25 protein-coding genes are annotated in these 23,208 nt (G+C 71.1%); 7 read left to right on the top strand and 18 right to left on the bottom strand.

Going from position 1 to position 23,208, the window contains the following annotated elements:
- Nucleotides 1-46 precede the first annotated feature (46 nt).
- Nucleotides 47-415, bottom strand: a complete 369-nt coding sequence (locus tag ABD908_RS01655) for a VOC family protein (RefSeq protein WP_344989955.1) — start codon at nucleotides 413-415, stop codon at nucleotides 47-49.
- Between the two features lie 62 nt (nucleotides 416-477).
- Between ABD908_RS01655 and ABD908_RS01650 the strand changes: the two genes are divergently transcribed.
- Entirely contained in the window at nucleotides 478-936 is a 459-nt protein-coding gene (locus ABD908_RS01650) for a MarR family winged helix-turn-helix transcriptional regulator (protein ID WP_344989953.1), read from the top strand.
- An 81-nt stretch (nucleotides 937-1,017) separates the two neighbouring features.
- Here ABD908_RS01650 and ABD908_RS01645 read toward each other — a convergent pair whose 3' ends face one another.
- Nucleotides 1,018-1,434, bottom strand: a complete 417-nt coding sequence (locus tag ABD908_RS01645) for a CoA-binding protein (protein ID WP_344989951.1) — start codon at nucleotides 1,432-1,434, stop codon at nucleotides 1,018-1,020.
- A gap of 258 nt (nucleotides 1,435-1,692) precedes the next feature.
- Here ABD908_RS01645 and ABD908_RS01640 point away from each other — a divergent pair, with 258 nt between their 5' ends.
- Complete coding sequence (locus ABD908_RS01640) at nucleotides 1,693-3,150, top strand: N,N-dimethylformamidase beta subunit family domain-containing protein (RefSeq protein ID WP_344989949.1); 1,458 nt, start codon at nucleotides 1,693-1,695, stop codon at nucleotides 3,148-3,150.
- A gap of 54 nt (nucleotides 3,151-3,204) precedes the next feature.
- Here the strand turns inward: ABD908_RS01640 and ABD908_RS01635 are convergent, their stop codons facing one another.
- The 4 genes from ABD908_RS01635 to ABD908_RS01620 are packed head-to-tail and all read right to left on the bottom strand — an operon-like array spanning nucleotide 3,205 to nucleotide 7,370.
- Nucleotides 3,205-3,753 carry a LeuD/DmdB family oxidoreductase small subunit gene (locus ABD908_RS01635; RefSeq protein ID WP_344990118.1) on the bottom strand — a complete coding sequence of 183 codons (549 nt, stop codon included), beginning with the start codon at nucleotides 3,751-3,753 and terminating at the stop codon, nucleotides 3,205-3,207.
- Between the two features lie 29 nt (nucleotides 3,754-3,782).
- On the bottom strand, nucleotides 3,783-5,033 hold the full coding sequence (locus ABD908_RS01630; RefSeq protein WP_344989946.1) for a 3-isopropylmalate dehydratase large subunit: 1,251 nt from the start codon (nucleotides 5,031-5,033) through the stop codon (nucleotides 3,783-3,785).
- Between the two features lies 1 nt (nucleotide 5,034).
- Nucleotides 5,035-5,943 carry an isocitrate lyase/PEP mutase family protein gene (locus ABD908_RS01625; RefSeq protein ID WP_344989943.1) on the bottom strand — a complete coding sequence of 303 codons (909 nt, stop codon included), beginning with the start codon at nucleotides 5,941-5,943 and terminating at the stop codon, nucleotides 5,035-5,037.
- A complete protein-coding gene (locus ABD908_RS01620) occupies nucleotides 5,940-7,370 on the bottom strand; it encodes an MmgE/PrpD family protein (RefSeq protein WP_344989940.1) in 1,431 nt (476 codons plus the stop codon). Before ABD908_RS01620 ends, ABD908_RS01625 begins: the two co-directional genes overlap by 4 nt.
- A 67-nt stretch (nucleotides 7,371-7,437) precedes the next feature.
- On the opposite strand from ABD908_RS01620, the gene ABD908_RS01615 reads away from it, so the two are divergent.
- Complete coding sequence (locus ABD908_RS01615; protein ID WP_344989937.1) at nucleotides 7,438-8,211, top strand: IclR family transcriptional regulator; 774 nt, start codon at nucleotides 7,438-7,440, stop codon at nucleotides 8,209-8,211.
- Between the two features lie 16 nt (nucleotides 8,212-8,227).
- Here the strand turns inward: ABD908_RS01615 and ABD908_RS01610 are convergent, their stop codons facing one another.
- Nucleotides 8,228-8,659 carry a PPOX class F420-dependent oxidoreductase gene (locus ABD908_RS01610; protein ID WP_344989935.1) on the bottom strand — a complete coding sequence of 144 codons (432 nt, stop codon included), beginning with the start codon at nucleotides 8,657-8,659 and terminating at the stop codon, nucleotides 8,228-8,230.
- Between the two features lie 107 nt (nucleotides 8,660-8,766).
- On the opposite strand from ABD908_RS01610, the gene ABD908_RS01605 reads away from it, so the two are divergent.
- Complete coding sequence (locus ABD908_RS01605; protein WP_344989931.1) at nucleotides 8,767-9,357, top strand: hypothetical protein; 591 nt, start codon at nucleotides 8,767-8,769, stop codon at nucleotides 9,355-9,357.
- 8 nt (nucleotides 9,358-9,365) lie between these two features.
- On the opposite strand, the gene ABD908_RS01600 is transcribed toward ABD908_RS01605, so the two are convergent.
- Nucleotides 9,366-10,247 (bottom strand): chymotrypsin family serine protease, encoded by an 882-nt coding sequence (locus ABD908_RS01600; protein WP_344989929.1) that lies wholly within the window; start codon nucleotides 10,245-10,247, stop codon nucleotides 9,366-9,368.
- A 57-nt stretch (nucleotides 10,248-10,304) separates the two neighbouring features.
- Nucleotides 10,305-11,672, bottom strand: a complete 1,368-nt coding sequence (locus ABD908_RS01595) for an MFS transporter (RefSeq protein WP_344989926.1) — start codon at nucleotides 11,670-11,672, stop codon at nucleotides 10,305-10,307.
- 153 nt (nucleotides 11,673-11,825) lie between these two features.
- On the opposite strand from ABD908_RS01595, the gene ABD908_RS01590 reads away from it, so the two are divergent.
- Nucleotides 11,826-11,993, top strand: coding sequence for a hypothetical protein (locus ABD908_RS01590; RefSeq protein WP_344989924.1), 168 nt, complete (start codon nucleotides 11,826-11,828; stop codon nucleotides 11,991-11,993).
- Nucleotides 11,994-12,019: 26 nt separating this feature from the next.
- Here ABD908_RS01590 and ABD908_RS01585 read toward each other — a convergent pair whose 3' ends face one another.
- Nucleotides 12,020-12,583, bottom strand: a complete 564-nt coding sequence (locus tag ABD908_RS01585; protein WP_344989921.1) for a cell wall synthesis protein CwsA — start codon at nucleotides 12,581-12,583, stop codon at nucleotides 12,020-12,022.
- An 83-nt stretch (nucleotides 12,584-12,666) separates the two neighbouring features.
- Here ABD908_RS01585 and ABD908_RS01580 point away from each other — a divergent pair, with 83 nt between their 5' ends.
- On the top strand, nucleotides 12,667-13,197 hold the full coding sequence (locus ABD908_RS01580; protein WP_344989919.1) for a peptidylprolyl isomerase: 531 nt from the start codon (nucleotides 12,667-12,669) through the stop codon (nucleotides 13,195-13,197).
- Between the two features lie 21 nt (nucleotides 13,198-13,218).
- On the opposite strand, the gene ABD908_RS01575 is transcribed toward ABD908_RS01580, so the two are convergent.
- Both ABD908_RS01575 and crgA read right to left on the bottom strand, forming a co-directional pair.
- Entirely contained in the window at nucleotides 13,219-13,638 is a 420-nt protein-coding gene (locus ABD908_RS01575; RefSeq protein ID WP_344989916.1) for a PH domain-containing protein, read from the bottom strand.
- Nucleotides 13,639-13,696: 58 nt separating this feature from the next.
- On the bottom strand, nucleotides 13,697-13,990 hold the full coding sequence (gene crgA / locus ABD908_RS01570) for a cell division protein CrgA (RefSeq protein ID WP_344989914.1): 294 nt from the start codon (nucleotides 13,988-13,990) through the stop codon (nucleotides 13,697-13,699).
- A gap of 93 nt (nucleotides 13,991-14,083) precedes the next feature.
- Between crgA and ABD908_RS01565 the strand changes: the two genes are divergently transcribed.
- Nucleotides 14,084-14,725 carry an aminodeoxychorismate/anthranilate synthase component II gene (locus ABD908_RS01565; protein ID WP_344989911.1) on the top strand — a complete coding sequence of 214 codons (642 nt, stop codon included), beginning with the start codon at nucleotides 14,084-14,086 and terminating at the stop codon, nucleotides 14,723-14,725.
- Nucleotides 14,726-14,784: 59 nt separating this feature from the next.
- Here the strand turns inward: ABD908_RS01565 and pknB are convergent, their stop codons facing one another.
- The 6 genes from pknB to ABD908_RS01535 all read right to left on the bottom strand — a co-directional run bounded on the left by pknB (nucleotide 14,785) and on the right by ABD908_RS01535 (nucleotide 23,137).
- On the bottom strand, nucleotides 14,785-16,782 hold the full coding sequence (pknB, locus tag ABD908_RS01560; RefSeq protein WP_344989909.1) for a Stk1 family PASTA domain-containing Ser/Thr kinase: 1,998 nt from the start codon (nucleotides 16,780-16,782) through the stop codon (nucleotides 14,785-14,787).
- On the bottom strand, nucleotides 16,779-18,233 hold the full coding sequence (locus ABD908_RS01555; RefSeq protein ID WP_344989906.1) for a serine/threonine-protein kinase: 1,455 nt from the start codon (nucleotides 18,231-18,233) through the stop codon (nucleotides 16,779-16,781). The genes pknB and ABD908_RS01555 overlap by 4 nt, the downstream gene beginning before the upstream one ends.
- Complete coding sequence (locus ABD908_RS01550; RefSeq protein ID WP_344989903.1) at nucleotides 18,233-19,738, bottom strand: peptidoglycan D,D-transpeptidase FtsI family protein; 1,506 nt, start codon at nucleotides 19,736-19,738, stop codon at nucleotides 18,233-18,235. The genes ABD908_RS01555 and ABD908_RS01550 overlap by 1 nt, the downstream gene beginning before the upstream one ends.
- Entirely contained in the window at nucleotides 19,735-21,093 is a 1,359-nt protein-coding gene (locus ABD908_RS01545) for an FtsW/RodA/SpoVE family cell cycle protein (protein ID WP_344990114.1), read from the bottom strand. Before ABD908_RS01545 ends, ABD908_RS01550 begins: the two co-directional genes overlap by 4 nt.
- 62 nt (nucleotides 21,094-21,155) lie before the next feature.
- The gene (locus ABD908_RS01540; protein ID WP_344989901.1) at nucleotides 21,156-22,676 is read right to left on the bottom strand and encodes a PP2C family protein-serine/threonine phosphatase; all 1,521 of its coding nucleotides are present in this window, start codon (nucleotides 22,674-22,676) and stop codon (nucleotides 21,156-21,158) included.
- Nucleotides 22,673-23,137: an FHA domain-containing protein FhaB/FipA gene (locus tag ABD908_RS01535; protein WP_344989898.1), complete on the bottom strand. Its 465-nt coding sequence runs from the start codon at nucleotides 23,135-23,137 to the stop codon at nucleotides 22,673-22,675. The genes ABD908_RS01540 and ABD908_RS01535 overlap by 4 nt, the downstream gene beginning before the upstream one ends.
- Nucleotides 23,138-23,208: the final 71 nt, after the last annotated feature.

Below are 23,208 nucleotides of genomic sequence, written 5' to 3'. Positions count from 1 at the left end.
CGCGGCGATACTGTTCACTCCTGACGAACCGGTGGCGTCCGGCTGGTCAGGCGCGGTCGTGGAGGGTGACCTGGTAGCCGTCGGGGTCGGCGAAGGTGAATGTCCGCCCGAAGGGGCCGTCGATCGGTGCGGAGACGATGGTGTGACCGTCCGCGACGAGGGCATCGTGAATGGCCTGGACGTCCGTGGCGTGCAGCCAGATCGCGGCGCCGATGCCGGGCTGGGCGACGGACGCGAGATCGGTGCCGGGAACGACGTCGCGGAGTGCGAACGCGATCGGCTTCGTCTCGAAGACGACGGCGTGCGGAGGTCCGGCCGGTGAGCGGACGAGGCCCAGGTAGTGCTCGTAGAACGCCTGCGAAGCGGCGAGATCGTGCGCCTGGAGGGAGATGAAGTCGGGGCCGGTGACTGGCATGATGATGCTCCTTCGATTCGTGTCAGCTTCCTGACACACCCAATTTATGTCAGAATACTGACATGAGTCAAGACGGCACCGGCGTCGATCTCCAGACGTCTCTGGGCTACCTGTTGAAGGAGGCGTCGAGCGCGCTGCGCGCGGCCATGGAGGAGGTGCTGCGGCCGCTCGGGATGAGCGTGACGCGCTACTCCTGCCTCGAGCTGCTGGCGCAACGACCGGGCCTGTCGAACTCCGAGCTGGCGCGGGGCGCGTTCGTGACACGGCAGTCGATGAACGTGCTGCTCCAGGCGCTGGAACGGGAGGGCTACGTGAGCCGGCCTGCGGAGGCGCCCGTTGGAAAGGTTCTTCCCACGCGGCTCACCCCTCGCGGCCGCCGGAGCCTCGCGAAGGCGACCGTGGCGGTGCGGTCCGTCGAGGTGAGAATGCTGGCGGGCATGACCGAGGCCGAGCAGTCGGAAGCGTTCCGGATCCTGCAGGGCATGATCGGTTCACTGCGCGATGTCGGCGACGGTGCATAGCCCGGTCCCTGGCGCCCGTCGACGGCGCAGCGATCGCGATATCGGTCACCAGCCGGTCATGTGCGGGCCGTGGGACGGACGTCATCCGCTCCGCTGGCGCCACTCGATTGCCGGACACGTGTCCATCACCATCGGGACGCCGGCCGCGGCCGCGCGGGCGAAGGCTGCCTGGTCGATCACCCCGAGCTGGAACCAGATCCCGCGGGCTCCGACGGCGATCGCGTCGTCCACGAACGGTCCGGCCGACTCGGAGCGGCGGAACACGTCCACGACGTCGACTGTGAACGGCACCTCGGCGAGCGTCGCGTAGCCGCGTTCACCGAGCACGGTGGGGGCGCTGGGGTGGATGGGAACGATCGTCTTGCCGCGGGACTGCAACAGTGCGGCGATCCGGTACGCGGTCTTCGCCGGGTCGCCCGAGAGGCCCACGACAGCCCATGTCGTGCACTCGTCGAGCATCAGCGATACCGCGCCGGGATCCTGCCATGACGTGCTCATACATCGACGCTACGGCCGCCGCGTCCGACCCGCACGTCCGTGACCGTCCCGGCGACCTGGAATACCGGGCCGGACGGTGCTTCGATAGATGTCATGCCGAGTGGCCGTCCCTGGTGGCGGGTGTTGTCTGCGTCGGCGCTGGTCGTGGTGACAGCGCTGGCGGCGGTCGGCTGTGCCCCGTCTGCTGATAGATCCGGACATTCGTCGACCGCGAGCCGGGCGGACACGCCTGCCCCGACCGAGCCGGGTCCGGCGGGCGTGACCGCACGATGGGTGGCCGCGGAGAACGCTCGCCCGGGAACCACAGCATGGCGGATCCGGGGCGTACCGCCCGGCATGATCGCCGGCTACGCCAGCCGCACGTACGCCGCGGCCGGAGACACCCTGAGTCTGTACGTCTCCACCGATGCCGCTCGGTTCCACGTCGAGGCCTACCGCGTCGGCTACTACCGTGGCACCGGCGCCCGACTGGTGTGGACGTCCACGACGGTGCCGGGCAGGGTTCAGCAGCCGTGCCCGCGCACATCCGACACCAACATGGTGTCCTGCAGCGACTGGGCGGTGTCGCTACGCGTGCCGATCACCCGTGCCTTCGTGCAGGGCGACTACCTGTTCAAGCTTGTCGGCAGCGGCGGCCAGCGGTCCTACATCCCCGTGACCGTGTGGGATCCAGGCAGCCGTGCCACGTACCTGATCAAGAACGACGTGCTGACCTGGCAGGCGTGGAATCCATACGGCGGATACGACTACTACGTCGGCAGCGGCGGCTGCCCGCAGGACGTGTACCCGCTGTGCTCACGGGCCCGGGTCGTGTCCTTCGATCGGCCGTACGCCTTCGGCTACAACGGCGGTAAGGGCACCGGCGACTTCCTGTCGTTGGAACTGCCGTTGGTGCAGTGGGCCGAGCAGCACTCCCTCGACGTCGCCTACGCCACCGATCTGACCGTGGTCGATCACCCGGAGATCCTCACCGACCATCGGGCCGTGTTCTCGCTCGGCCACGACGAGTGCTGGTCCCTCCGCGAGCGCCGCGCGGCGGTGGCCGCTCACCGGGCGGGGGTGAACCTGGCGTTCTTCGGCGCCAGCGCCATGCTGCGGCATGTGCGCCTCGCACCGTCCGCTCTCGGCCCCGATCGTGAGGAGGTCGACTACCGCGACTCGTCCGCGGATCCGCTCGACGGCCGCGGCGACCCGCTGCGCGTGACCGGCAACACCTGGGCATCGCCCCCCGCGAGCTGGCCTGAGGACCAGTTCGTCGGCGAGTCCTACAACGGGTTCCTCGAGCCGTCCGCGCCTGCCGCCGCCCTCACCGTCTCCGACAGCCGGGCGTGGATATTCGCCGGCACGGGACTGCGTGACGGGCAACAGGTACCCGGGGTGATCCGGTCCGACGTCGACAGCCTCGAACCCGGGCTGAGTGACCCGGCCGACGTCCAGGTGTTCGCGCATTCGCCGCTCGACGCGGCTCAGGCGCAGCCGCGTACCCGGATCGGGGACACCTTCTACTCCGATATGACCTACTACACCGATCCGGAGGGGCATGCCGCGGTGTGGGACTCGGGGACCAACAACTGGATCCCCGACCTGGCCCTGTGCGCCGCCGGTACCGTGTGCCCCGCGCCGGTCATCGGGCGGATCACCGGTAACCTGCTGCGCGTCCTCGGCTCCGGACCGGGGGGCGTGACCCATCCCTCGCTGCCCGGCGAGTCGCGGTGATCACGAAGCAGTCGCTGCCGCCGCGGGTGGGGATCCGGAGGACTCCCCGGGTGGTCACGCCCCACTGCCCTGCCCTGCGGCGGTGGCGGCGGGCGATCGGAGCACGTCGGCGAGCTCCGCAGGTAGGTAGCCCTGCTCGGCGAGCCTGGGCAGCACGCCGCCGCTGGCGATGATCTGCAGCACGAGGTCGGGCAGCACGGGCACGGTCCCGCCGGCGTCCGTCGTGAGATTGCGCCACCGTCCCGTCGCCAGGTGCAGCGCGGCGATGTCCCCGTCGGTGAACCGGCTCGTCGCGCCGGGCACCGTCATCGCCGGCAGCCCCGCGTTCACCGCGTTCCGGAAGAACAGCGAGTTGAACTCCTCGGCGATCAGGGCGGCGACGCCGAGGTGGTTGAAGAGTGCTGCGACCGGCCGGGACGAACCGAGGCCGAAGTTCCGACCTGCCACGACCACGTCGCCGGGCCGGACCTCCTCGGTCCAGCCGGGACGCACGGCGTAGAACACCTGCTTCGCAGCCTCGGGAAGGTCGAGCTTCATCGCGTCGGGCGGATACATGTCGTCGGTGGTCAGGCCGTCGCCGAACACCCAGACCCGTCCTGTCACCCGCAGCCGGGCCGCGGTGGACACCTCGCTCATCGGTGGGCCGCCTCTCGCGCGTCGACGATGTGTCCTGCCACAGCCGAGGCGGCGACGGTGGCCGGGGAGGCCATGTAGATCTCGGCCTCGGGGGATCCCATCCGGCCGGTGAAGTTGCGGGTGCTCGAGGTCAGGCACACCTCGCCGGGGCCGACCACCCCCATGTGGTACCCGAAGCACGCACCGCACGTGGCATTGGTGACCACCCCGCCGGCGTCCGCGATGTCCTGCAGGTACCCCAGCCGCATCGCGTCGCGGTACACCTGCTGGCTGGCCGGCGTCACGATCAGTCGCACGCCGGCGGCGACGGTGCGGCCGCGCAGGATCGCCGCGGCGATCCGGAGGTCGTCGAGCTGGCCGTTGGCGCAGGAGCCGATGAACGCCTGGTCGATCCGGCGGGGCTCGATCTGCGACACGGGCAGCCCGTTGCGGGAGACGGTGCCGGGTCGGGCGACGTACGGCACCAGAGTCGACAGGTCGATCGTGCGGACCTCCTCGTATCCGGCGTCGATGTCGGGCCGGGCAGGCTCGTACCCGCCGACGCCCAGCGCCTCGAAGTGGGCGGCCAGTGTGTCGTCGTACTCGAAGGTGGAGAAGTCCGCGGACACCTCCGCGCCCTGGGTCGCGATCGTCCGCCGGTCGTGCAGCGGGATCGACGCCAGGCCGGGGCCGCCGTACTCCAGGCTGCGGTTGGTGGCGTCGCCCCAGCGATCCGCGAGGTACAGGAACACGTCCTTGCCGCCGACCCCGTCGGGCAGCTCGCCGACCAGCTCGTACCTGATGGTGGGGCTCACCTGGAACCAGGTGCGGCCGGTGCACAGGATGGAGTACACCTCGGCGGGTCCGAGGCCGCGAGCGGCGGTGTTGTAGGCGCCGCCCGCGCACGTGTGGCTGTCGGTACAGGCCAGGATCTCGCCGGGACGGGCCAGACCGTTCTCCGCGATCACCTGATGGCAGATCCCGTGCCGCCCGACGTCGTAGAACCGCGTGATCCCGAAGTCCGCCGCGAACGCCCGGGCCCGGGGTCCGCCGGCGGCGTCTTTGATCGTCGGGGCCGGCACGGCGTGGTCCATGACGATCGCGACCCGGTCCGGGTCGGCGATCCTCAGCGGCGGCAGCCACATCGTGGCGAACTGCAGGTCGATCAGCACGGTCATGTCCACGTCGACCGTCACGGTGTCGCCGACGGTGACCCTGTCGACTCCGGCCTTGCGGGCCAGGATCCTCTCGATGATCGTCGCGCCCATGTCAGGCATCCCTTCCGATCGCGGCGGTCGGCGCGGGCCGGAACCGCTCGCCGAGTTCGAACCACTCGGCCAATCCGACCAGGTCGAAGAAGCCCTCCGGGCCGGTGGGCAGGAACTGCGCGATGTCGACCCCGCGGAGTGCGCACATCGCGCTGAGCGTCCCGAACGTCGCCTGGGCCAGGGCGGCGGAGGGGTGGATGGCGATCGCATACCCGAGCTGCTGCAACCGGTCGGCCGACTGCTCGGGGGTCAGACCGCCGATGACGAGGTTGATCAGCAGCGGAGCATCGACCTCGGTGGCGATCCGTTCGATCTCGGCATCGTCGCGCGGCGCCTCGACGAAGACGATGTCAGCGCCCTCGGCGGCGTACCTGCAGGCCCGCCGGATCGCCTCGTCGAGGCCCAGCGGGCCGCGGGCGTCGGTGCGGGCGATGACCAGCATCGCGTGGTCCTCCCGGGCCGCGAGCGCGGCGCCGAGGCTGCGGACGAAGTCGTCGGCGCTCACGAGCTCCTTGTCGGGCAGGTGGCCGCACCGCTTGGGGAATGCCTGGTCCTCGAGCTGGATGGCCGCAACGCCGGCGTCCTCGTACTCACGGACGGTGCGCACGACGTTGATCGGGGCGCCGTACCCGGTATCCGCGTCCGCGAGCAGCGGTACGTCACCGAGGACGCGCACCGTCATCCGTGCGCGTTCGACCATCTCGGTCTGGGTGAGCAGGCCGATATCGGGTAGCCCGAATCCCGCGGCCGCGACGCCCGCCCCGGTGAGGTACGCGGCGGTGTGGCCGGTGCGCCGGGCCAGGTGTGCGCTGATGCCGTCGAAGACGCCGGGCGCCGCGATCAGCCGGCCGGCGTCGAGGAGTTCGCGCAGGCGGGCGCGGGCCGGGGTGGTGGTCGATCCGGTGGTCATCGGTCCAGCGCCCGTCCGACCGGCTGCGCGAGCAGCGCGACGAGCGGGGCCACCGACGGGGCGTCGGCCAGGCCGCGGACGATATCGACGATGCCCCCGGCCCGGTCCGGCTCCATCACGCGGTCGGTGAGGGCGCGGAACTTGGTCACCACCTCGTCGTCGGTGATGGGGTCCTGCGGGTTGCCGTGGGGCGCGATCACGGACTCGCTGTCGGTCGACCCGTCGGTGAAGGTGAGCGTGATGTGGGTCTGGAACCGCTCGCCGAGCGGCAGCTCGTCGATCGAGCGGTCGAGCGCGACGTGGGTGCGGTCCAGCAGCCGCCACACGTCGTCGGCGTCGAGGCGGGCCTGGGTGAACTGCTCGGGCAGGGCGGTCCCGTCGAGCAGGGTGACCGCGGTGACGTAGCCGATGTTCATCTGGCCGCCGATCGCCGCCAGCGGGCGTTCCGGCCGCCACCAGCCGTGGTGGTAGACGACGTCCCCCACCCGGATGTCGATCGCGTCGATCGTCCGGTCGGCGAGCCGGGTCCGTAGCGCCTGGGCGGCCTGCACGGCACCGTGCAGGCCGCCCATCACCGCCCACGACTTGACCATCGCCATCGTCGTCTCCCAGTGCTCGCCGAGCCCGCGGACGATGGCGCCTGCGTCGGTCGGGTGGCCCTCGCCGTAGACGGCGACGTAGCCGCCGTACTCGCGCTCGAAGACCTGGTCGATCCCGGTGTAGCCGGTCGCGGCGAGGGCTGCGGAGTAGAAGCCGTTGCGGGCGGCGAAGCCGTGCTGCATACGCTTGCCCATCGCTTCGTACTGCGCCGACATCAGCCCCGCCGACTGCGTGGCAGCGAAGCCGAGTGTGTCCTCGATCTGTGCGGGCTCCAGGCCGCGCAGCTTCGCGCACGCCGCGGCGGCCGAGGGGCCGCCGAACACCGGGCCCGAGTGCCATCCGCGCGAGAGCATCCCGGTGCCGCCGATGGAGTAGCCGACGCGCGGACCCACCTCGAACCCGACGACGGCGGCGGTGAGCAGCTCGCGACCGCTCACCGCGCGGCCGAGATGGGCCGCGGTGGCCAGCAGGGAGGGCACCAGCAGCGACGCGCTGTGCAGCGGCGCGAACGGGTGGAAGTCGTCGAGCTCGAAGCCCTGGATGAAGGTGCTGTTCAGCAGTGCGGCGCCGGACGGCGTGGTGGTGCGGCCCGTGCCGATGACGGTGGCGGCACCGTCGCCCTCGATGCTGAGCACGGCCTCGGTCGCGAGCCGCGACCACGGCAGCTGCGCGCCGACGAGCGCGCAGCCGAGCCCGTCGAGCACGAGGTGTGCCGCACGGGTGCGGACGTGGGCGGGGATGTCGTCCCAGGTGAGGTCGTGGATCCAGGTGGCGAGGCGCCCGGTGACGCCATCCGGGGCGGAAGGGCCGGTCGATGAAGCGGTCATGCCACCATTGGCGCTCTACCGGTGCCGTTGTCTCCACTCGACTTGCGGAATCTGCAAGTATGGCGTCGTGGGTACCGCGCTACGGGGTCTCCAGGTGCTCGAGGCACTCGCCGGGATGCGGCAGCCGGCGGGCCTGTCGGCGGTGGCCGCGCGGGTGGGTCTCTCGGAGTCGCAGACCTTCCGGGTGCTCCGCGATCTGGAGCAGGGCGGCTACCTGGATCATCTGGGTCGCAACGGGTATCGCGTCGCCAGCAGGTCGGTCGCACTCGCTGCGCTGATCGGACCGCGCCCGGCGCTGCTGCGGGCCGTCTACCCGGTGGTCACTCGGCTCGCGCAGGTCACCCGGGAGGCCGCGGTGCTGCACCTGCGCTCCGGCGGCTACCGGGTGCTGGTGCTCGGCGTTCCCGCCCCGGCGCGGCCGACGGTCGATCCCGCGGGGGTGCTGGGGGAGCGGTCGCCGCTGGTCTCCGGCGCGAGCGGGCGGATCATCCTCGCCTACCTCCCGGCGGCCGAACTCGCGGGAATGGACCTCGGCGGCATCACGACGGACCAGCTCCGGGTGACCCGTGAGCGCGGCTACGAGACGTCGTTCGGCGAGAACCACCCCGGCATCGCAGGGATCTCGGCGCCGCTGCTCGCATACCCGGGGGGCGTGGACGGCGACGAGCAGCCGACGGTGCTGGGCGCGATCACCGTGGCGGGGCCGTCCGCGCGGCTGGGCGCCGGGGACTTCACGCGTGTGCTGGGACCGCTGCTCGCGGCGTGCCGCGATCTCGCGCCCCGACTCTCCGCCGTGCTCGGACCCGACCCTGGGGCCACGATCGAGGCGCTCGACCTCTGACGCCTCTAACGCCGCGTCACCGCACGAAGCCGTAGACGCGCTCGATCGGCACCGCCAGCAACCGTCGCTTCTGCTCGATCATGGCCGCGGCGTACTCGTTCCAGTCGGGATGTTCGCCGCGGATCGCGCGGTAGTAGTCGATGAGCGCCGCCACGGTCTCGTCGTCGGGCGACTCGGCGACCGGCGTGAGCGTCCCGCGCCCCTCGCCCACGGCGTAGCCGCCGTAGAAGTTCGCGGCGTTCACGTGCAGCGACACCCGCGGGTCGCGGAGGATGTTGCGGGTCTTCGCGCGGTCGTCGGTCACCGAGATCCGCGCGGTGCTCTCCGCGGCGTCCCAGGCGTGGGTCACGTTCGACGACTGCGGTCGGCCGTCGCGTTTGATCGTGATGAGGATCGAGTCCGACGTGTCGGCGAACAACTGCAGCAACGGATCGGCGAGTGTGCTCATGGCCCGTGCAACGCGTGCGCCGGGTGGGCGATTCCGCCCGGTGGGGCCGCCGAATCACGGCGACCGCAACAATCGTCCTTTCGCTGGTCCGGCCGTACGGTGCGGTGATGAGACGTGGTATCCGCCGGCTGGTACTCGGCGCAGGTGCGGTCGCGGCGGGTTCGTTCGCGGCGGCCCTGCTCGGCGGCGGGCCGGCGTCGGCCGCACCGGCACCGTCGGGCCCGGTCGTGGGTACCGCACCGCCCGGCCTGCTCGCCGACGCCGCGCACGGTATCGACCCGGCCGTGCCCCGCAACGGCGTGTGGCCGCGGATCGGATACCTGCCGTCGCTGGTGCCGCCGGACAGCCCGCTGCAGATCCCCACACCCGTGGTCACCCACGATCGCGCCGGTACCACCGATGTCCGCGTCTTCCCCTATCTGCCGCCGTGGCTGCACAACGGGATCGTGTCCCGGTTCCCGCCCGACACCGCGTTCGAGATCGCCGGAGCGATCCACCTCGCCGTCCCCGGAACCTCCGGACGGGTGGAGATCAATCCGAACGGCCACTGCCTGTTCGTCGGTGGCGGCCGGAGCCAGCAGTATCTGCCCCGCGGGTTCCGGCGGACCGTCGAGTCGCCGGTCCGGGCGGAGGTCCCGTTACCCGGTGACGGCGGCTTCACCGTGACGATCGACCCGAGGGTGTTCCGCCGCGGGTGAGCGAGGTGTCAGCGAGTGCCCAGCAGCGTGAGGTTGTTGGCCTCGATGTCGTCGGCGATCAGGGTCGCGAAGCCGACACCCGTCCCGAGCCCGTTCCGGTCGGTCTCCACCCCGTTCACGACGCCGACGGCCGTGTAGGTGCCGTCGGGCCAGCGGGCGTACACCGGCCCACCCGAGTCGCCCTCGACGGCGGGGATGCCGCCCCACGTCACGCGGGTCCCGACCAGGCCGCCGAACGTCCCGCAGTGCAGCCCCGTCCGGCCCCCGACTATGCAGATCCCGGGTCGCTCGGAGACGAGTCGGTCGGCTGTCGTGTACCCGGTGACGGGGCCCACGGCGCGGGCCACGGGCTGCACGCGGGTCCCTGCGACCTCGATCATCGCGATGTCCTGCCCGAACATCGCCGCGCGGTGCGCGATCTTGATGTATCCCCCGAACGGCACACTTCCGCCGGACTCGTCGAGGTAGCGTGCCACGATGAGGCGGTTCCCGTCCACGGCCTGCGCGTCCTCGGCGCAGTGCCCGGCCGTGAACGCCACCACGGTTCCGTCCGGATACCTCGCGAAGAATCCCAGCGTGCACGCGCTGGACAGCAGGCCGAGCTGGTCGGTGAAGGTCACGAAGCCGGCGCCGGTGGTAGGACGGTCGGCCGTCGCCTCCGGACTGTCCGGATCCACGGGGTAGGGCGCGAGGGGCCGGGCGGTGGTTGTGGGAACCGGCGGGTCGACCACCGTGACGGAAGGGCCGTCGGCAGCGCCGTCGGTACGGTGCGGCCACGGCACGAGGCCGCACCCGGACACTCCGGTGACGATGAGCAGGACCGCGAGCAGCGCCGGGGCGCGCCGCAGGGCCGCACGGGCGGCGCCGGCCCGGTGGTGAGCGGGGCTCATACGATCGACGGTAGCCCGTCGGGTGGACCTGTGCGCGGCTCGATTCAGCGGTCGAGGTCACCGTCGGCCGGGGAGCGCGCGGGTACTCGCGACGGCGGTGAGCGCGATCACCGCGGCGATGAGGACGCTGGCCCGGACCCCGGCCGGCAGCGTCGCGGGCGTGGCCAGCAGCGCGCCGAACACCGCCACCGACAGGGCGCCGCCCACCTGCCGACCCGCGTTGAACACCCCGTTCACAGTCCCGGCGCGACTGTTGGGCACCGCGCCCAGCAGCACGCCGTTCATCGGCGGCATCACCAGCGGTCCGGCGACGCCCACCAGGACCATGAGCAGCATCGGCACCCAGATCGGGACGGACGCCGGCAGCAGTGCCAACCCCACCAGGCCCAACGCCATCGAGCCCATCCCCGAGGCGACGCACACCCGTGCCGGGACGAGGTCGAGCAGGCGGGCGGTGAACGGCGTGAGGATCGCGCCGGACAGCATCATCGGCAGGAACGCCCCGCCGGCGGCGACCGCGGACAACCCCCGCTGCTCCTGGAAGTACAGGCTCATGACGAACGGCAGCCCCCAGTAGCCGACCATGTACGCGAATCCGATCCCGATCGACACCGGCACCACGGCGGATCGGAACATGTCCGGCGGGACCATCGGGTGCGGGGTGCGGCGCTCGATCACCACGAACGCGGCGGCGCAGACGACCGCCACGGCGAAGGCGACGGTCACCCGCGAGGCGCCCGGCCCGATCGCTCCTGCCTCGATGGCCCCGTACGTGAGGCCGCCCATTGCGCCGATCGCGGTCGCCTGTCCCCACCAGTCGAATGGTGCGGGCCGCTTCGGCGACGGTGCCGTGCGTGCGAGCAGGACGAGGGCGACCGCCGCGACGGGCAGGTTCAACAGAAAGATCAGCCGCCAGCTGAGCGTCGTCAGCAGGCCGCCGAGCACCGGCCCCGTCGACGAGGCGACCGCCCCACCCATCGACCACATCGCCAGCGCCCAGGCCCGCCGGCGCGGTTCGGAGTACGCCTGCCCGATCAGCGCCACGGTCGACGGCGTCGTGACGGCCGCCGCGGCGCCCTGCACGAACCGCGCCGTGACGAGGACGTCGAGACTGGGTGCCAGCCCGCATGCCAGTGAGGCCAGGGCGAAGACGGTGACGCCGCCGGCCAGGGCGCGGCGGGCGCCGACGCGGTCGCTGAGGGAGCCGGACGAGAGCAGCAGTGCCGCGAACATCAGCGTGTACCCGTCGATCACCCACTGCAGGCCCGTCATGCCGCCACCCAGGTCGTGGCGGATTCGAGGGAGGGCGATGTTGACGACCACGGCGTCGAGGGTGATGACGAAGAAGCCCAGCACACCGGCGATCAGGGCGGGCGTGGGCGAATCGCGACGGGCAGGCGCGGCGCTGAGCGTCGTGTCGCTCACGGGGTCGGCTCGAATGGGTCCACGTCGGAGATGTAATCACCGTCGACGTGCGTCAGGGAGACCCTGGCGAGACGTGCCCTGGGAGTACCTCCCACGGCTGTAGTCGTGCTGGTGTCGATCCTGCGGATGTCGAAAGCGACTACCCTGAGCAGGGTGAACCGCCGCTGCGCCGTCGCCTGGGTCTGTGCATTCCTGGCGTTCGTCGGTGCGGGGACCTTCTACTTCCACGGCGCCACCGGCCTCGACGGCCTCTTCGTGGTGATCGCACTCGCGTGCGTGCTGGTCGCCATCCAGCTGCATCGGACGGAGTTCCGCCGCTGAGGTGACCGGGCTCCGAGCGCTCGGCGCTACTCGCCCACCTTGCGCTCGTCCTCCGCCTCCGTCACGTCGACGGCCTCAGTGACGTCGCCGTCGACGGTGACCGGCGCGCTGTCGGTCGTCGCGCCCCCGTTCGTCTCGGGGACTGCGCGGACCCGCGGCGGCGCGGGCGCGACAGGCGGGGCGGCCGGGGTGCGCAGCAGCTTGAACGCGACGCCGCCGATACCGACGAGCGCGAACAGGCCGAGGAGGACCAGCGCGAGGCGGCCACGCGACCCGCTGGAGGCCTGGGCGACGGAGGTGTCCGACGTATCCGGCGCGAGTGCGGTTGCCTCGGCTCCGGCGCGGCGCGCCGCGACGATCCGGCGGAACAACGCGAGGATGAGTAGGCGCAGCACACCGAGTCCACCGCCCGCGCTGCTGAGGCCCAGCCCGATGGCACCGCGCGCGATGTTGGTCGGGCCGGCCACGGACTGGCGGACACCTGCACCGATGCGCTGCAGGTGGGTGGGTCGACCGGGGGCGGCATCCGTGCCGGAACCGGCAACGGCGGCGGGGACGTCCTGGTCGGGCGGGGTGATGGTCCTGGTCATCGTCTTCCTCGAGTCCTTTCGTGCGGCGGGGCACTGGGGTGGGAACGCGGATCGCCGTCGACGGTCTTTGGCACAATGACCGCGTGACTAACTCCAACGCTACAGCTCACGCAACCCTCCACACCTCCGAAGGCGACATCAAGATCGCGCTGTTCGGCAACCACGCCCCGGAGACGGTCGCCAACTTCGTCGGTCTCGCCCAGGGCACCAAGGATTACAAGCCTGCCAACGCCGCCGGCGGTGCCTCGGGCCCGTTCTACGACGGCTCGGTGTTCCACCGCGTCATCGACGGCTTCATGATCCAGGGCGGCGACCCCACCGGCACCGGTACCGGCGGCCCGGGCTACAACTTCAAGGACGAGTTCCACCCCGAGCTCAAGTTCGACCGCCCGTACCTGCTGGCGATGGCCAACATCGGCCGGCCGGGCACGAACGGCTCGCAGTTCTTCATCACCGTGGGCAAGACGCCGCATCTCAACAACCGGCACACGATCTTCGGTGAGGTCGAGGACGCCGATTCGAAGGCGGTCGTCGACAAGATCGCCGGCGCTGCGACCGATCGCGGCGATCGTCCGGTCACCGAGGTGAAGATCAACTCGATCACGATCGACTAGGGGCGTCGAGGAGCGGACGACCTATCGCGGGCCGCCGGGGCGGAGGGCGTCGAGGGCCTCCGCCACGGCGGCGGGCGGCGCACCCAGCTCCCACCGACCGAGCAGGAGCAGCCGGTCACCGTCGTCCAGCTCGAGGGACACGGAGTCGCGGCCCAGCCGCCGCGTGCGTCGCGCCTGTACGGACAGGCCCGCCCACGGCAGGTCGACGGTGCCGGCGAGCCCCCGGAAGGTGACGCCGTCGCCGTCGGCGCGCAGGCGCGGGCGCAGGACCAGCCCGGTGAGACCGGCCCAGAGGGCGCCGAGTGCCGCGAGGCTCAGCAGGAGGACGCCCAGCGCGCCACCGTCCGAGACGCCGGACCATACGGCCCCGACGCCGAGGGCTGCGGCGCCGATCAGCGCGGCCACGCAGGTGGCGACCGGAGTCGCCCAGTGGTTGTCCACAGGCTCTATCCACATTGGGTATAACTCTTACACCCGTGTGATTCTGCAGGTCAGAGCGCTACTTCCACCACATGGTCATCAGTAGGCCCACCACCATGAGGCCGAAACCGATGACGAAGTTCCACGCGCCGAGATTCACCATGAACGCCAGCGCGCGGCCCGGCGCACCGAGGCCGTTCTCGTCGGCACCGAGGTAGTACACGAGCAGCCAGGCCAGGCCGGCGAGCATGAATCCCAGGAAGAGTGCGACGAACCATCGGCCCGACGGGGCGCTCACCTTGACGGGCGTGCGCGACGTGGACGACGCGTTGATGGTGTAGTCGGTCTTCTTGCGGACCTTGGACTTGGGCATGATTTCCTTCGCGCGGGTAATCCGGTCGTCAGCCAGCGTAACGCAGCGACCCGTCGGGCCAGGTCCCGGATCACCGCCACGTACCCTGATCCAATGCGAATCCTGGTCGTCGACAACTATGACAGCTTCGTCTTCAACCTGGTCCAGTACCTGGGCCAGTTGGGTGTGGACGCGGACGTCTGGCGCAACGACGACGCGCGTCTCGCGGATCCCGTGGCGGCTGCGGCGGACTACGACGGTGTGCTGCTGAGCCCGGGCCCCGGCACGCCGCAGCGCGCAGGCCAGACGATGCCGATGGTCGCGGCCGCGCGGGAGACCGGCCAGCCGCTGTTAGGCGTGTGCCTGGGCCACCAGGCCATCGGTGCGGTGTTCGGCGCCACCGTCGACCGCGCCCCCGAGCTGCTGCACGGCAAGACGTCGCTGGTGCACCACAACGACCACGGCGTGCTCGCCGGGCTGCCCGACCCCTTCACGGCGACCCGCTACCACTCCCTCACGGTGCTCGAGCCGACGATCCCGGACGAACTCGAGATCACCGGCCGCACCGAGTCCGGCGTGGTGATGGCCTTCGCGCACCGCGAGCTGCCGATCCACGGGGTGCAGTTCCACCCCGAGTCGGTGCTTACGCAGGGCGGCCACCGGATGCTCGCCAACTGGCTGGCGGTCTGCGGCGCACCGCTCGACGAGGCGCTGGTCGGCCAGCTCGAGCACGAGGTCGCCGCCGCCCTGGCCTGAGGGTAGGGCGGGCGTGCGGGGTCGGCTCCGCGCAGCCCGGGCGGGGTCGGCGGCGCGGGTCAGCTACGCGGCGACCAGTACCAGAGCTGGATGGTGCCGTTGGAGTCGACCTGGTCGCCCGGCGCGGGGCTCTGCCGGTACACCTTGTTATCGGTCCACGGCAGGTTGGACTTCACCGACCCGTCCACGTTGATCGTCCCGGTGAACCCGGCGCTGATCAGCGCGGCCTTGGCGGCATTGAGGTCCAGGTTGGTCACGTTGGGCATGGAGATCCGGTTCACGCGTGCGACCTGCAGCGTCACGGTCGAGCCCTTCGCGGCGTTGGACCCGCCGGTCGGCGTCTGGGCGACGACGGTGCCGGCCGGCTGCATGCTGTCGACCTGCGTGACGGTCACCGCGAAGCCGAGGCCGATGAGATTGGCCTGTGCCTGCGCGACCTGCTGGTTGGTGACGTCCGGGACGCGCACCTTCTGGGGGCCCGAGCTCACGGTGAGCGTGACGGGCTGGTTGACCGGCACGTTCGTGTTGGCGGTCGGGTTGGTGGAGATCACGCTGCCCGCCGGCACCTTGTCCGACGGGACCTTGGTGACCGTCTTGGACACGGTGAATCCCGCCTTGGTCAGCATCTCGGTGGCGACCTGCTGCGTCTTACCCGTCACGTCCACCACCGGGCTGATCTTGGGTCCCGCCGAGACCTGCAGGATCACCGTATGGCCCTTGTCGGTCTGGGCGCCCGCGCTCGGCGTGGTGGAGATGACCTGGTCCACCGGCACGGTGTTGTCGTTGACCCGCTGGATCTGCACCTGGAAGCCGAGGCGGGTGAGGGCCACCTGGGCGTCGGCCACCGGCTTACCGATCTCCGTGGGCACCGCCACCTGCACGGCCGCGTTGTCGGGGCGGGTGAGGTACACGCCGATGCCGATCACCAGGAGCACCGCGATCACCGCGGCGGCCACGCCTAGGACCCAGCGGTTGACCCGGCGTTCGCGGGTCTCGGCGCGTCGGCGTTCTACGCGGGTCCGCGGTGCGGGCTCGGTACTACCGCCGTCGCCACCGTCACCGTCGTCCTGCTCGGCGGCTGTCGCGCCGGCGCCGGCGCCCGCTCCGCCCGACCCGGCGGCGATGCGCGCAGGCGTCGCGCGCCCGCCGCGGGAGCGGCCGTCGCCCAGGAGCGACTGGCGGTCGGCGTCGGTCATGATCGTCGGCGCCTCGGGCTTGCGGCCCGCGAGCACCCGGATCAGGTCCTGCCGCATCTCGCCCGCGCTCTGGTAGCGGTTGGCGGGGTTCTTGCTGATCGCCTTGAGCACGATCGAGTCCAGCTCGGGGGGCACCGACGACAGCACCGCCGACGGTGTCCGCGGGTCCTCCCGCACGTGCTGGTAGGCGACGGCCACGGGGGAGTCACCGGTGAACGGGGGCTCGCCGGTGAGCAGCTCGAACAGCACGCAACCCGCCGCGTACACGTCGGATCGCGCGTCGACCGACTCGCCGCGGGCCTGCTCGGGCGACAGGTACTGGGCCGTGCCGATCACGGCCGCGGTCTGGGTCATGGACGCAGACGGATCGCTCATCGCACGCGCGATGCCGAAGTCCATCACCTTGATCTCGCCGGCCTTGCTGAGCATCACGTTGGCGGGCTTCATGTCCCGGTGGACGATGCCGTTCTTGTGCGAGAAGTCGAGGGCCGCGCACACGTCCGCCATCCACGTCATGGCGGTCCGCGGCGCGATGGTGCCGTCGCGGCGCAACACGTCCCGCAGAGTCTCGCCGTCCACGTACTCCATGACGATGTACGGGAGCGGCCCGGTGGGCGTCTCCGCCTCGCCGGTGTCGTAGACCTGCACGATGGTCGGGTGGTTCAAGGACGCCGCATTCTGCGCCTCGCGGCGGAACCGCAGGTAGAAGCTGGGGTCGCGGGCGAGATCGGCGCGCAGGATCTTGATCGCGACGTCCCGCGACAGCCGCGTGTCACGAGCGAGGTGCACCTCGGACATGCCGCCGAAGCCGAGCGTGTCGCCCAGCTCGTAACGGTCGGATATGCGGCGTGGCGGTGTCACTGACCTCGACTCCCTCCGCCGAACAGACCGGGCAGCGGGATGCCGAGGATGCCGCGTGCCGGCTCGGTCGTCGTGGGCGCATCGCCGGTGATCGGCGGCTCCGTGTCCGTCGGCTCCGGCGCCTCCGTAGTGGTCGGCGGGGCCTGCGTGGTGGTGCGCGTACGCGTCGGCGGCGGGGGCGGGGGCGACGTCACCGTCGTCGTGCGGACGGGCGGGGCCTCCGTCGTCTCGATCGGCTGGGGCGCCTCCGTGGTCTGCTCCGGCGTGGGCACCACGGTGGCCTGGCCCGACGGTGGCGGTGTCGGCGTCACGGCGGACGTCGACGCGGCCGGCGACTGGTCACTGGAATTGGAGCTCAGGACGAAGTAGCCGCCGATGATGGCGGCGGCCAGCAGCAGGATCAGCACCGACACCGCCAGCACCGTCTTCTGCGCGCGCGACCACCCGGTGTCCTCCGGGTACACGGGGCGGGAGGCGCCGGTGGAGGGCCGGGACACGCTGCGGGGCGCGGGGCGGTTGGGCGGCAGCGCCGTGGTCGCAGCCGTGGTGTAGCCGGTCGGGCGGTTGTCGACGGGGGCCGTGCCGCCGGCCCAGCCGCGGGGCATCGGCGGGCGCTGCCCGGCCTTCACCGCGGCCACGGCGTCGGCGAACTCGCCGCCGTTGGCGTACCGCTGTCGCGGGTCCTTGACCAGCGTCAGGGTGATCAGCTCGCGGACGTTGGCGGGCAGGTCGGACGACAGCGGCTCAGGCTGGTCACGGATGTGCTTCATCGCGACGGTGATGGCCCCGTCGCCGGAGAACGGGCGCTTGCCCGCGAGGCACTCGTATCCCACGACGCCCAGCGAGTACACGTCCGATGCGGCGGTGGCGTCCTCGCCCGAGGCCTGTTCGGGCGAGATGTACTGCGCCGTCCCCATCACCATGCCGGTCTTGGTCACGGGTGCCGCGTCGACCGCCTTGGCGATGCCGAAGTCGGTGATCTTGACCTGGCCGGTCGGGGTGATCAGGATGTTGCCGGGCTTGACGTCGCGGTGCACCAGGCCGGCGCTGTGCGCTACCTGCAGCGCGCGGCCGGTCTGCTCCAGCAGGTCCAGGGCCTGGGCCTGGCTGAGCTTGCCGAGCCGGGACAGCACCGCGTTGAGCGGCTCGCCGTTCACCAGCTCCATGACGAGGTAGGCGAGCGGCGCGCCGCCGGACTTGTCGGGGGTCTCGCCGTAGTCGTAGACGCCGGCGATGCCGGGGTGGTTGAGGGCCGCGGTGGTGCGTGCCTCGTTCCGGAACCGGGCGAGGAACTCCCGGTCGTCGGAGAACTCCGCCTTGAGCACCTTGATGGCCACGCGGCGATCCAGCCGAGTGTCCATCGCCTCCCATACCTGGCCCATGCCGCCGGTGGCGATCAGCCGCAGCAGCTCGTACCGGTCGGCGATCGTGGAGCCCGTCTGCAGACTCATCAGTTCCCCTGCCCGTTCACCGCGGCGTCTATCACCGCACGTCCGATCGGCGCGGCGATCGACCCTCCGGTCGCCGCCTCGCCTTCATTTCCACCGTTCTCGATGATGACGGCAACCGCCACCTTCGGGTCGTTCACGGGACCGTACGCGATGTACCACGCGTGCGGCGCCTCGTCGCTGCGCCCCGTCGAGTGCTCCGCAGTGCCCGTCTTCGATGCGATCGCCACCGTGTCGCTGCTCGCGCCCGTCGTGTGCTGCTCCGACGCGATCATCAGCTGCCGCATCGTGAGCGCGACCTGCGGCGTGATCGCCTGTCCGAGCTGGTGTGGCTGGGTCGTGGCGAGCGTGGTCAAGTCGGGTGCCTGCAGGCTGTCCACCAGGTACGGCTGCATGCGGATGCCGCCGTTCGCCAGGGTCGCCGCGATCTCCGCGTTCTCGAGCGGCGTCAGCGCCACGTCGCGCTGCCCGATCGCCGACTGACCGAGGGCGGCCGTGTCGGGGATCGTGCCCACGGTCGACTGCGCCACCGCCAGCGGGATCGGCGCGACGGGCTGGTCGATGCCGAAGTTCGCCGCCATCTGCTTGAGCGCGTCGATGCCGTTCCGCAGCTTCTGCGTCGCGAGCATCACGAATGCGGTGTTGCACGAGTACTGGAAGGCCTGCAGGAGGCTGACGGTGCCGCCTGTCGCATCGGGGCAGGTCTCGCCGGCGTAGTTGGACAGGGTCGTCGTGGTGCCGGGCAGCGTGATCACCGACGAGGACGTCAGCCGGGTGTCGAGGTCGGCGGAACCCTGGGTCAGGGCTGCGGCCGTGGTGATCACCTTGAACGTCGATCCGGGCGGGTAGGTGGCCGAGATGGCCCGGTTGAGCATCGGGTCGGTGCTGTCCGCCTGCAGTCGCTTCCACGCGTCGGCGGCGACCTGCGGGTCGTGGGAGGCCAGCGGATTGGGGTCGTAGCCGGGCGTCGAGACCATCGCCAGGATCTTCCCGGTCTGCGGCTCGATCGCGACGGCGGCGCCGTGGCACGGCGACGCGCCGCATGCCGTGGTGAGGCCCTGGTAGGCCACCCTCTGGAGCGTCGGGTTGATGGTGGTGATCACGTTGCCGCCGCGGGGGTCGCGGCCCTGCACCAGGTCGATGATGCGGCGGCCGAACAGCCGGTTGTCGCTGCCGTTGAGCAGCGGCTCCTCGGCGTGCTCGAGGCCGCTCGACGCGTACACCATCGAGTAGTAGCCGGTGATCGGCGAGTACGCCCGCGCAAGATCCTCGGGGTACACGCGCAGGTACTTGTATCGGTCGGCCGTCTTGATCGAGCTGGCCATCACGGCGGGCCCGGCCAGGATCGAGCCGCGCTGGCGCGAGTACTCGTCGAGGAGTACCCGCTCGTTGCGGGGGTCGGCGCGCAGGGAGTCGGCGCGGAACACCTGGATGTAGGTGGCGTTGGCGAGCAGCGCCACCACCATCAGCACCACCACCAGCGTCACGCGGCGCAGCGGTGTATTCATGCGCGCCGCACGATCTCGGTCTGCCGGTCGGGGATCGGCTGGCCGGGCTTGCGGGTGACCTTGGGCTCGCGGGCGGCGTTCGAGATTCGCAGCAGGATCGCGACGAGCGCGTAGTTGGTGAGCAGAGAGGAGCCGCCGTAACTGATGAAGGGAGTGGTCAGACCGGTGAGAGGGATGAGATCGGTGACGCCGCCCACCACCACGAACAGCTGGATCGCCATCGTCGACGCCAGCCCGGCGGCCAGCAGCTTGCCGAAGCTGTCGCGCACCATCAGGGCGGCGCGGAAGCCGCGGAACACGAGGACCAGGTACAGCAGCAGCAGCGCGGTGAGCCCGATCAGGCCCAGCTCCTCGCCGATCGCGGCCACCACGAAGTCGGTGCTGGCGAACGGCACCATCGTGGGGCGGCCGGAGCCGAGCCCGGTCCCGGCGAGGCCGCCGGTGGCGAACGAGAACAGCGCCTGCGCGGGCTGGTTGCCCACGCCGTAGAAGTCCTTGAACGGGTCGTTCCACACCTGCACGCGCACGCGCAGATGGGCGAACATGTAGTACGCGGCGATCGCGCCGACGATCGCGAGCAGCAGGCCCACCACGACCCAGCCGACCCGCTCGGTTGCGATGTACACCATGATCAGGACGGTGAAGAAGATCAGCATCGGGGTGCCGAGGTCGTTCTCCAGGCCCAGCACCGCGATGGCGACGGCCCACACCAGCAGCAGCGGGGCGAGGTCGCGGGCGCGCGGCAGGTCGATACCGAAGACGCGCCGGCCGGCGGTGGTGAACAGGTCGCGCTTCTGCACCAGGAACGCCGCGGTGAAGATGATCAGCAGGACCTTCGAGACCTCGTTCGGCTGGATGTTGAAGAAGCCGGTCTTGATCCAGTTCTTCGAGCCGTTCACCTCGGACAGGCTCGCAGGCAGCAGCGCGGGCAGCGCCAGGAACACCAGGCCGGCCAGCCCGATCGTGTACGCGTAGCTCGACAGCGTCCGGTGGTCACGTAGCAGCGCCAGCACGGCCACCAGCACCACCACGCCCAGCAGCGTCCACAGGACCTGCTGGTTGGCCTCCTCGGGGTGCGTCACGACCCCGTTCTCGCCGTGGGCGCTGCCCAGGTCGAGGCGGTGGATGATCACCAGGCCCAGCCCGTTGAGCAGCGCGACGATCGGCAGGATCACGGGGTCGGAGTGCGGCGCGAGGCGGCGCACGGCCACGTGCGCCACGAGGTACAGCACGACGAACGCGCCGATGTACTTGAGCAGGTCCAGCGTGAGGGTCTGCTCCTGCGCCCACTCGACGATCGCCAGCGAGGCGGCGGTGATCAGCGTGGCGAGGCCCAGCAGGGCCAGCTCCCACATGCGGGCGCGGCGCGTCGTCGTGAGGGTGAAGCCGCTGCCGGGTGTCGTGAGCGCGGGCGCGGTCACGACGCACCGTCCCGGCACGGGACCTCGGGGGTGGAGGTCTGCGTGGTCACCGTCGTGATCGGCGCGGCGGACGAGCTGCTCGTGTCGGGGGTGAGGGTCTCGCTCGGCTCGCCCGCGGTGTCCGACGGTGTCGCGGCGGCCGATTCGGCCGGTGTGCCGGTGGGGGTCGCGGCGGCGGAACCGGCGGCCACCGTCGAACCGGGCTGCGCGGGCGGTCCCGGATGCGGCGCGGGCCGGATCACGGTGTTCACCGCGCAGACCGGGATGAGGTTGCGGGCCAGGTTGTCGGCCTGCTGGCGGGCGTCGTCGAGGGAGCTGGCATCGGGCAGCGACTGCAGGCTGTTGCGGCCACTGGGCGTGAGATCCGTGACACGCATCGGCGAGCAACCGCTGGGCCTGTTCTTGAAGGTCAGGTCGCGCCGTTGGGTGTCGGCGACACACACGACCTCCTCGACGGTGTTCAGCCCGTGGCCGAACAGGCTGGCGCGCACGCCCCGGGAGATCACGATGGTGCCGTCCGATGTGGTGCCGAGGTAATAGTTGGAGCGGATCACCGAGCGTGTGACCATGATGCCCACGGCGCCGCCTATGATCAGCACGAGCAGTACCGCGAGGGCTATCCACTTGACGCGGGGCCGCCGGCGCTCCGGCTCGGGGGGCTCCTGCGCGATCACGCGGCGAGGTGCCTGGCGCGGCGGGCGGAGCGCGGCGGCACGGCCGGCGGCGGTGTTGGCGGGCGGGACGTAGTCGGTGTCGTCGTCGTCGACGGCGCCGCCGACGATGGGCCGCGACTGCCCGAAGCTGGTGTCGTCGACCCGCGCGACCACGACGGTGACGTTGTCCGGGCCGCCCGCCTTGAGGGCGAGCTCGATCAGCCGGTCGGCAGCCTTGGCCACGTCCTCGTTGGCCAGGGCCTCGCCGATGGTCTCGTCGCTGACCACGTCCGACAAGCCGTCCGAGCAGAGCAGGTACACGTCGCCGGCGCGGACCTCGCGCAGCGTCAGGGTGGGCTCGACCTCGTGGCCGGTGAGGGCCTTCATGATGAGGGAGCGCTGGGGATGGACGTGCGCCTGTTCGGCGGTGATGCGGCCCTCGTCGACCAGAGTCTGGACGAAGGTGTCGTCGCGGGTTATGCGGGTGATCTGGCCGTCGCGCAGCAGGTAGCCGCGGGAGTCGCCCACGTGGATCAGACCCAGCTTGGAGCCGGCGAACAGGATCGCGGTGAGCGTGGTGCCCATGCCGTCCAGATCGGGATCCTCGTCGACCTGGTCCGCGATCGCCTCGTTGCCCGAGCGCATCGCCTCCTCGAGCTCGCCCAGCAGGTCGCCGCCGGGCTCGTCGTCGTCGAGGGGCGCGAGGGCCGTGATGATGAGCTGCGAGGCGACCTCGCCTGCGGCGTGCCCACCCATGCCGTCGGCGAGCGCCAGCAGCCGGGCGCCGGCGTACACAGAGTCCTCGTTGTTACTGCGCACGAGGCCGCGATCGCTGCGGGCGGCGTATCTCAGGACCAGGCTCACGGGCGCAACTCGATCACGGTCTTGCCCACCCGCACCGAGGTGCCGAGGGGGACCCGAGTGGGAGCGGTGACCTTGTTGCGGTCGAGGTAGGTGCCGTTGGTGGAGCCGAGGTCCTCGACGTACCACTCGTCACCGTCGCGCGACAGCCGTGCGTGCCGGGTCGACGCGTAGTCGTCGGTGAGGACGAGCGTGGAGTCGTCGGCGCGGCCGATGAGGACGGGCTGGTTACCGAGGGTGATCCGCGTGTTGGCGAGCGGCCCGTGGGTCACCACGAGATACTTGGCCACCCGGTCGCCGCGGCGGGAGAAGACCCGGCGTTCGGCACGCGGCGCCCGCTGCCGGGGCCGCAGCCCGCTGGCCAGGCGAGCGTCGGCACGCAGCGTGTTGACCACGAGCCACACGGCGAGCCACAACAGCAACAGGAAACCCGCACGGGTCAGCTGGAGTACGAGCCCCTGCACGCTTGTCTCCCTCCTGTCGTGGCGTACGCATCCCGGAGCCGCGCCCGGGCAGTGAGATCCTCGCCGGACGC

Origin of the sequence: Tsukamurella soli, assembly GCF_039541155.1 — a bacterium.
GTDB classification, from domain to species: domain Bacteria; phylum Actinomycetota; class Actinomycetes; order Mycobacteriales; family Mycobacteriaceae; genus Tsukamurella; species Tsukamurella soli.
This window is presented reverse-complemented; position numbering and strand designations above follow the sequence as displayed.

Excerpts from the sequence above, each read along its gene's own strand:
- ABD908_RS01650 (WP_344989953.1), top strand. The coding sequence starts at position 478 with ATGAGTCAAGACGGCACCGGCGTCGATCTCCAGACGTCTCTGGGCTAC.
- ABD908_RS01550 (WP_344989903.1), bottom strand. The coding sequence starts at position 19,738 with ATGAATACACCGCTGCGCCGCGTGACGCTGGTGGTGGTGCTGATGGTG.
- ABD908_RS01585 (WP_344989921.1), bottom strand. The coding sequence starts at position 12,583 with ATGACCAGGACCATCACCCCGCCCGACCAGGACGTCCCCGCCGCCGTT.
- ABD908_RS01645 (WP_344989951.1), bottom strand. The coding sequence starts at position 1,434 with ATGAGCACGTCATGGCAGGATCCCGGCGCGGTATCGCTGATGCTCGAC.
- ABD908_RS01600 (WP_344989929.1), bottom strand. The coding sequence starts at position 10,247 with ATGAGCCCCGCTCACCACCGGGCCGGCGCCGCCCGTGCGGCCCTGCGG.
- ABD908_RS01655 (WP_344989955.1), bottom strand. The coding sequence starts at position 415 with ATGCCAGTCACCGGCCCCGACTTCATCTCCCTCCAGGCGCACGATCTC.
- ABD908_RS01625 (WP_344989943.1), bottom strand. The coding sequence starts at position 5,943 with ATGACCACCGGATCGACCACCACCCCGGCCCGCGCCCGCCTGCGCGAA.
- ABD908_RS01545 (WP_344990114.1), bottom strand. The coding sequence starts at position 21,093 with ATGTGGGAGCTGGCCCTGCTGGGCCTCGCCACGCTGATCACCGCCGCC.
- ABD908_RS01565 (WP_344989911.1), top strand. The coding sequence starts at position 14,084 with ATGCGAATCCTGGTCGTCGACAACTATGACAGCTTCGTCTTCAACCTG.
- ABD908_RS01605 (WP_344989931.1), top strand. The coding sequence starts at position 8,767 with ATGAGACGTGGTATCCGCCGGCTGGTACTCGGCGCAGGTGCGGTCGCG.
- ABD908_RS01620 (WP_344989940.1), bottom strand. The coding sequence starts at position 7,370 with ATGACCGCTTCATCGACCGGCCCTTCCGCCCCGGATGGCGTCACCGGG.
- ABD908_RS01630 (WP_344989946.1), bottom strand. The coding sequence starts at position 5,033 with ATGGGCGCGACGATCATCGAGAGGATCCTGGCCCGCAAGGCCGGAGTC.
- crgA (WP_344989914.1), bottom strand. The coding sequence starts at position 13,990 with ATGCCCAAGTCCAAGGTCCGCAAGAAGACCGACTACACCATCAACGCG.
- ABD908_RS01610 (WP_344989935.1), bottom strand. The coding sequence starts at position 8,659 with ATGAGCACACTCGCCGATCCGTTGCTGCAGTTGTTCGCCGACACGTCG.
- ABD908_RS01555 (WP_344989906.1), bottom strand. The coding sequence starts at position 18,233 with ATGAGTCTGCAGACGGGCTCCACGATCGCCGACCGGTACGAGCTGCTG.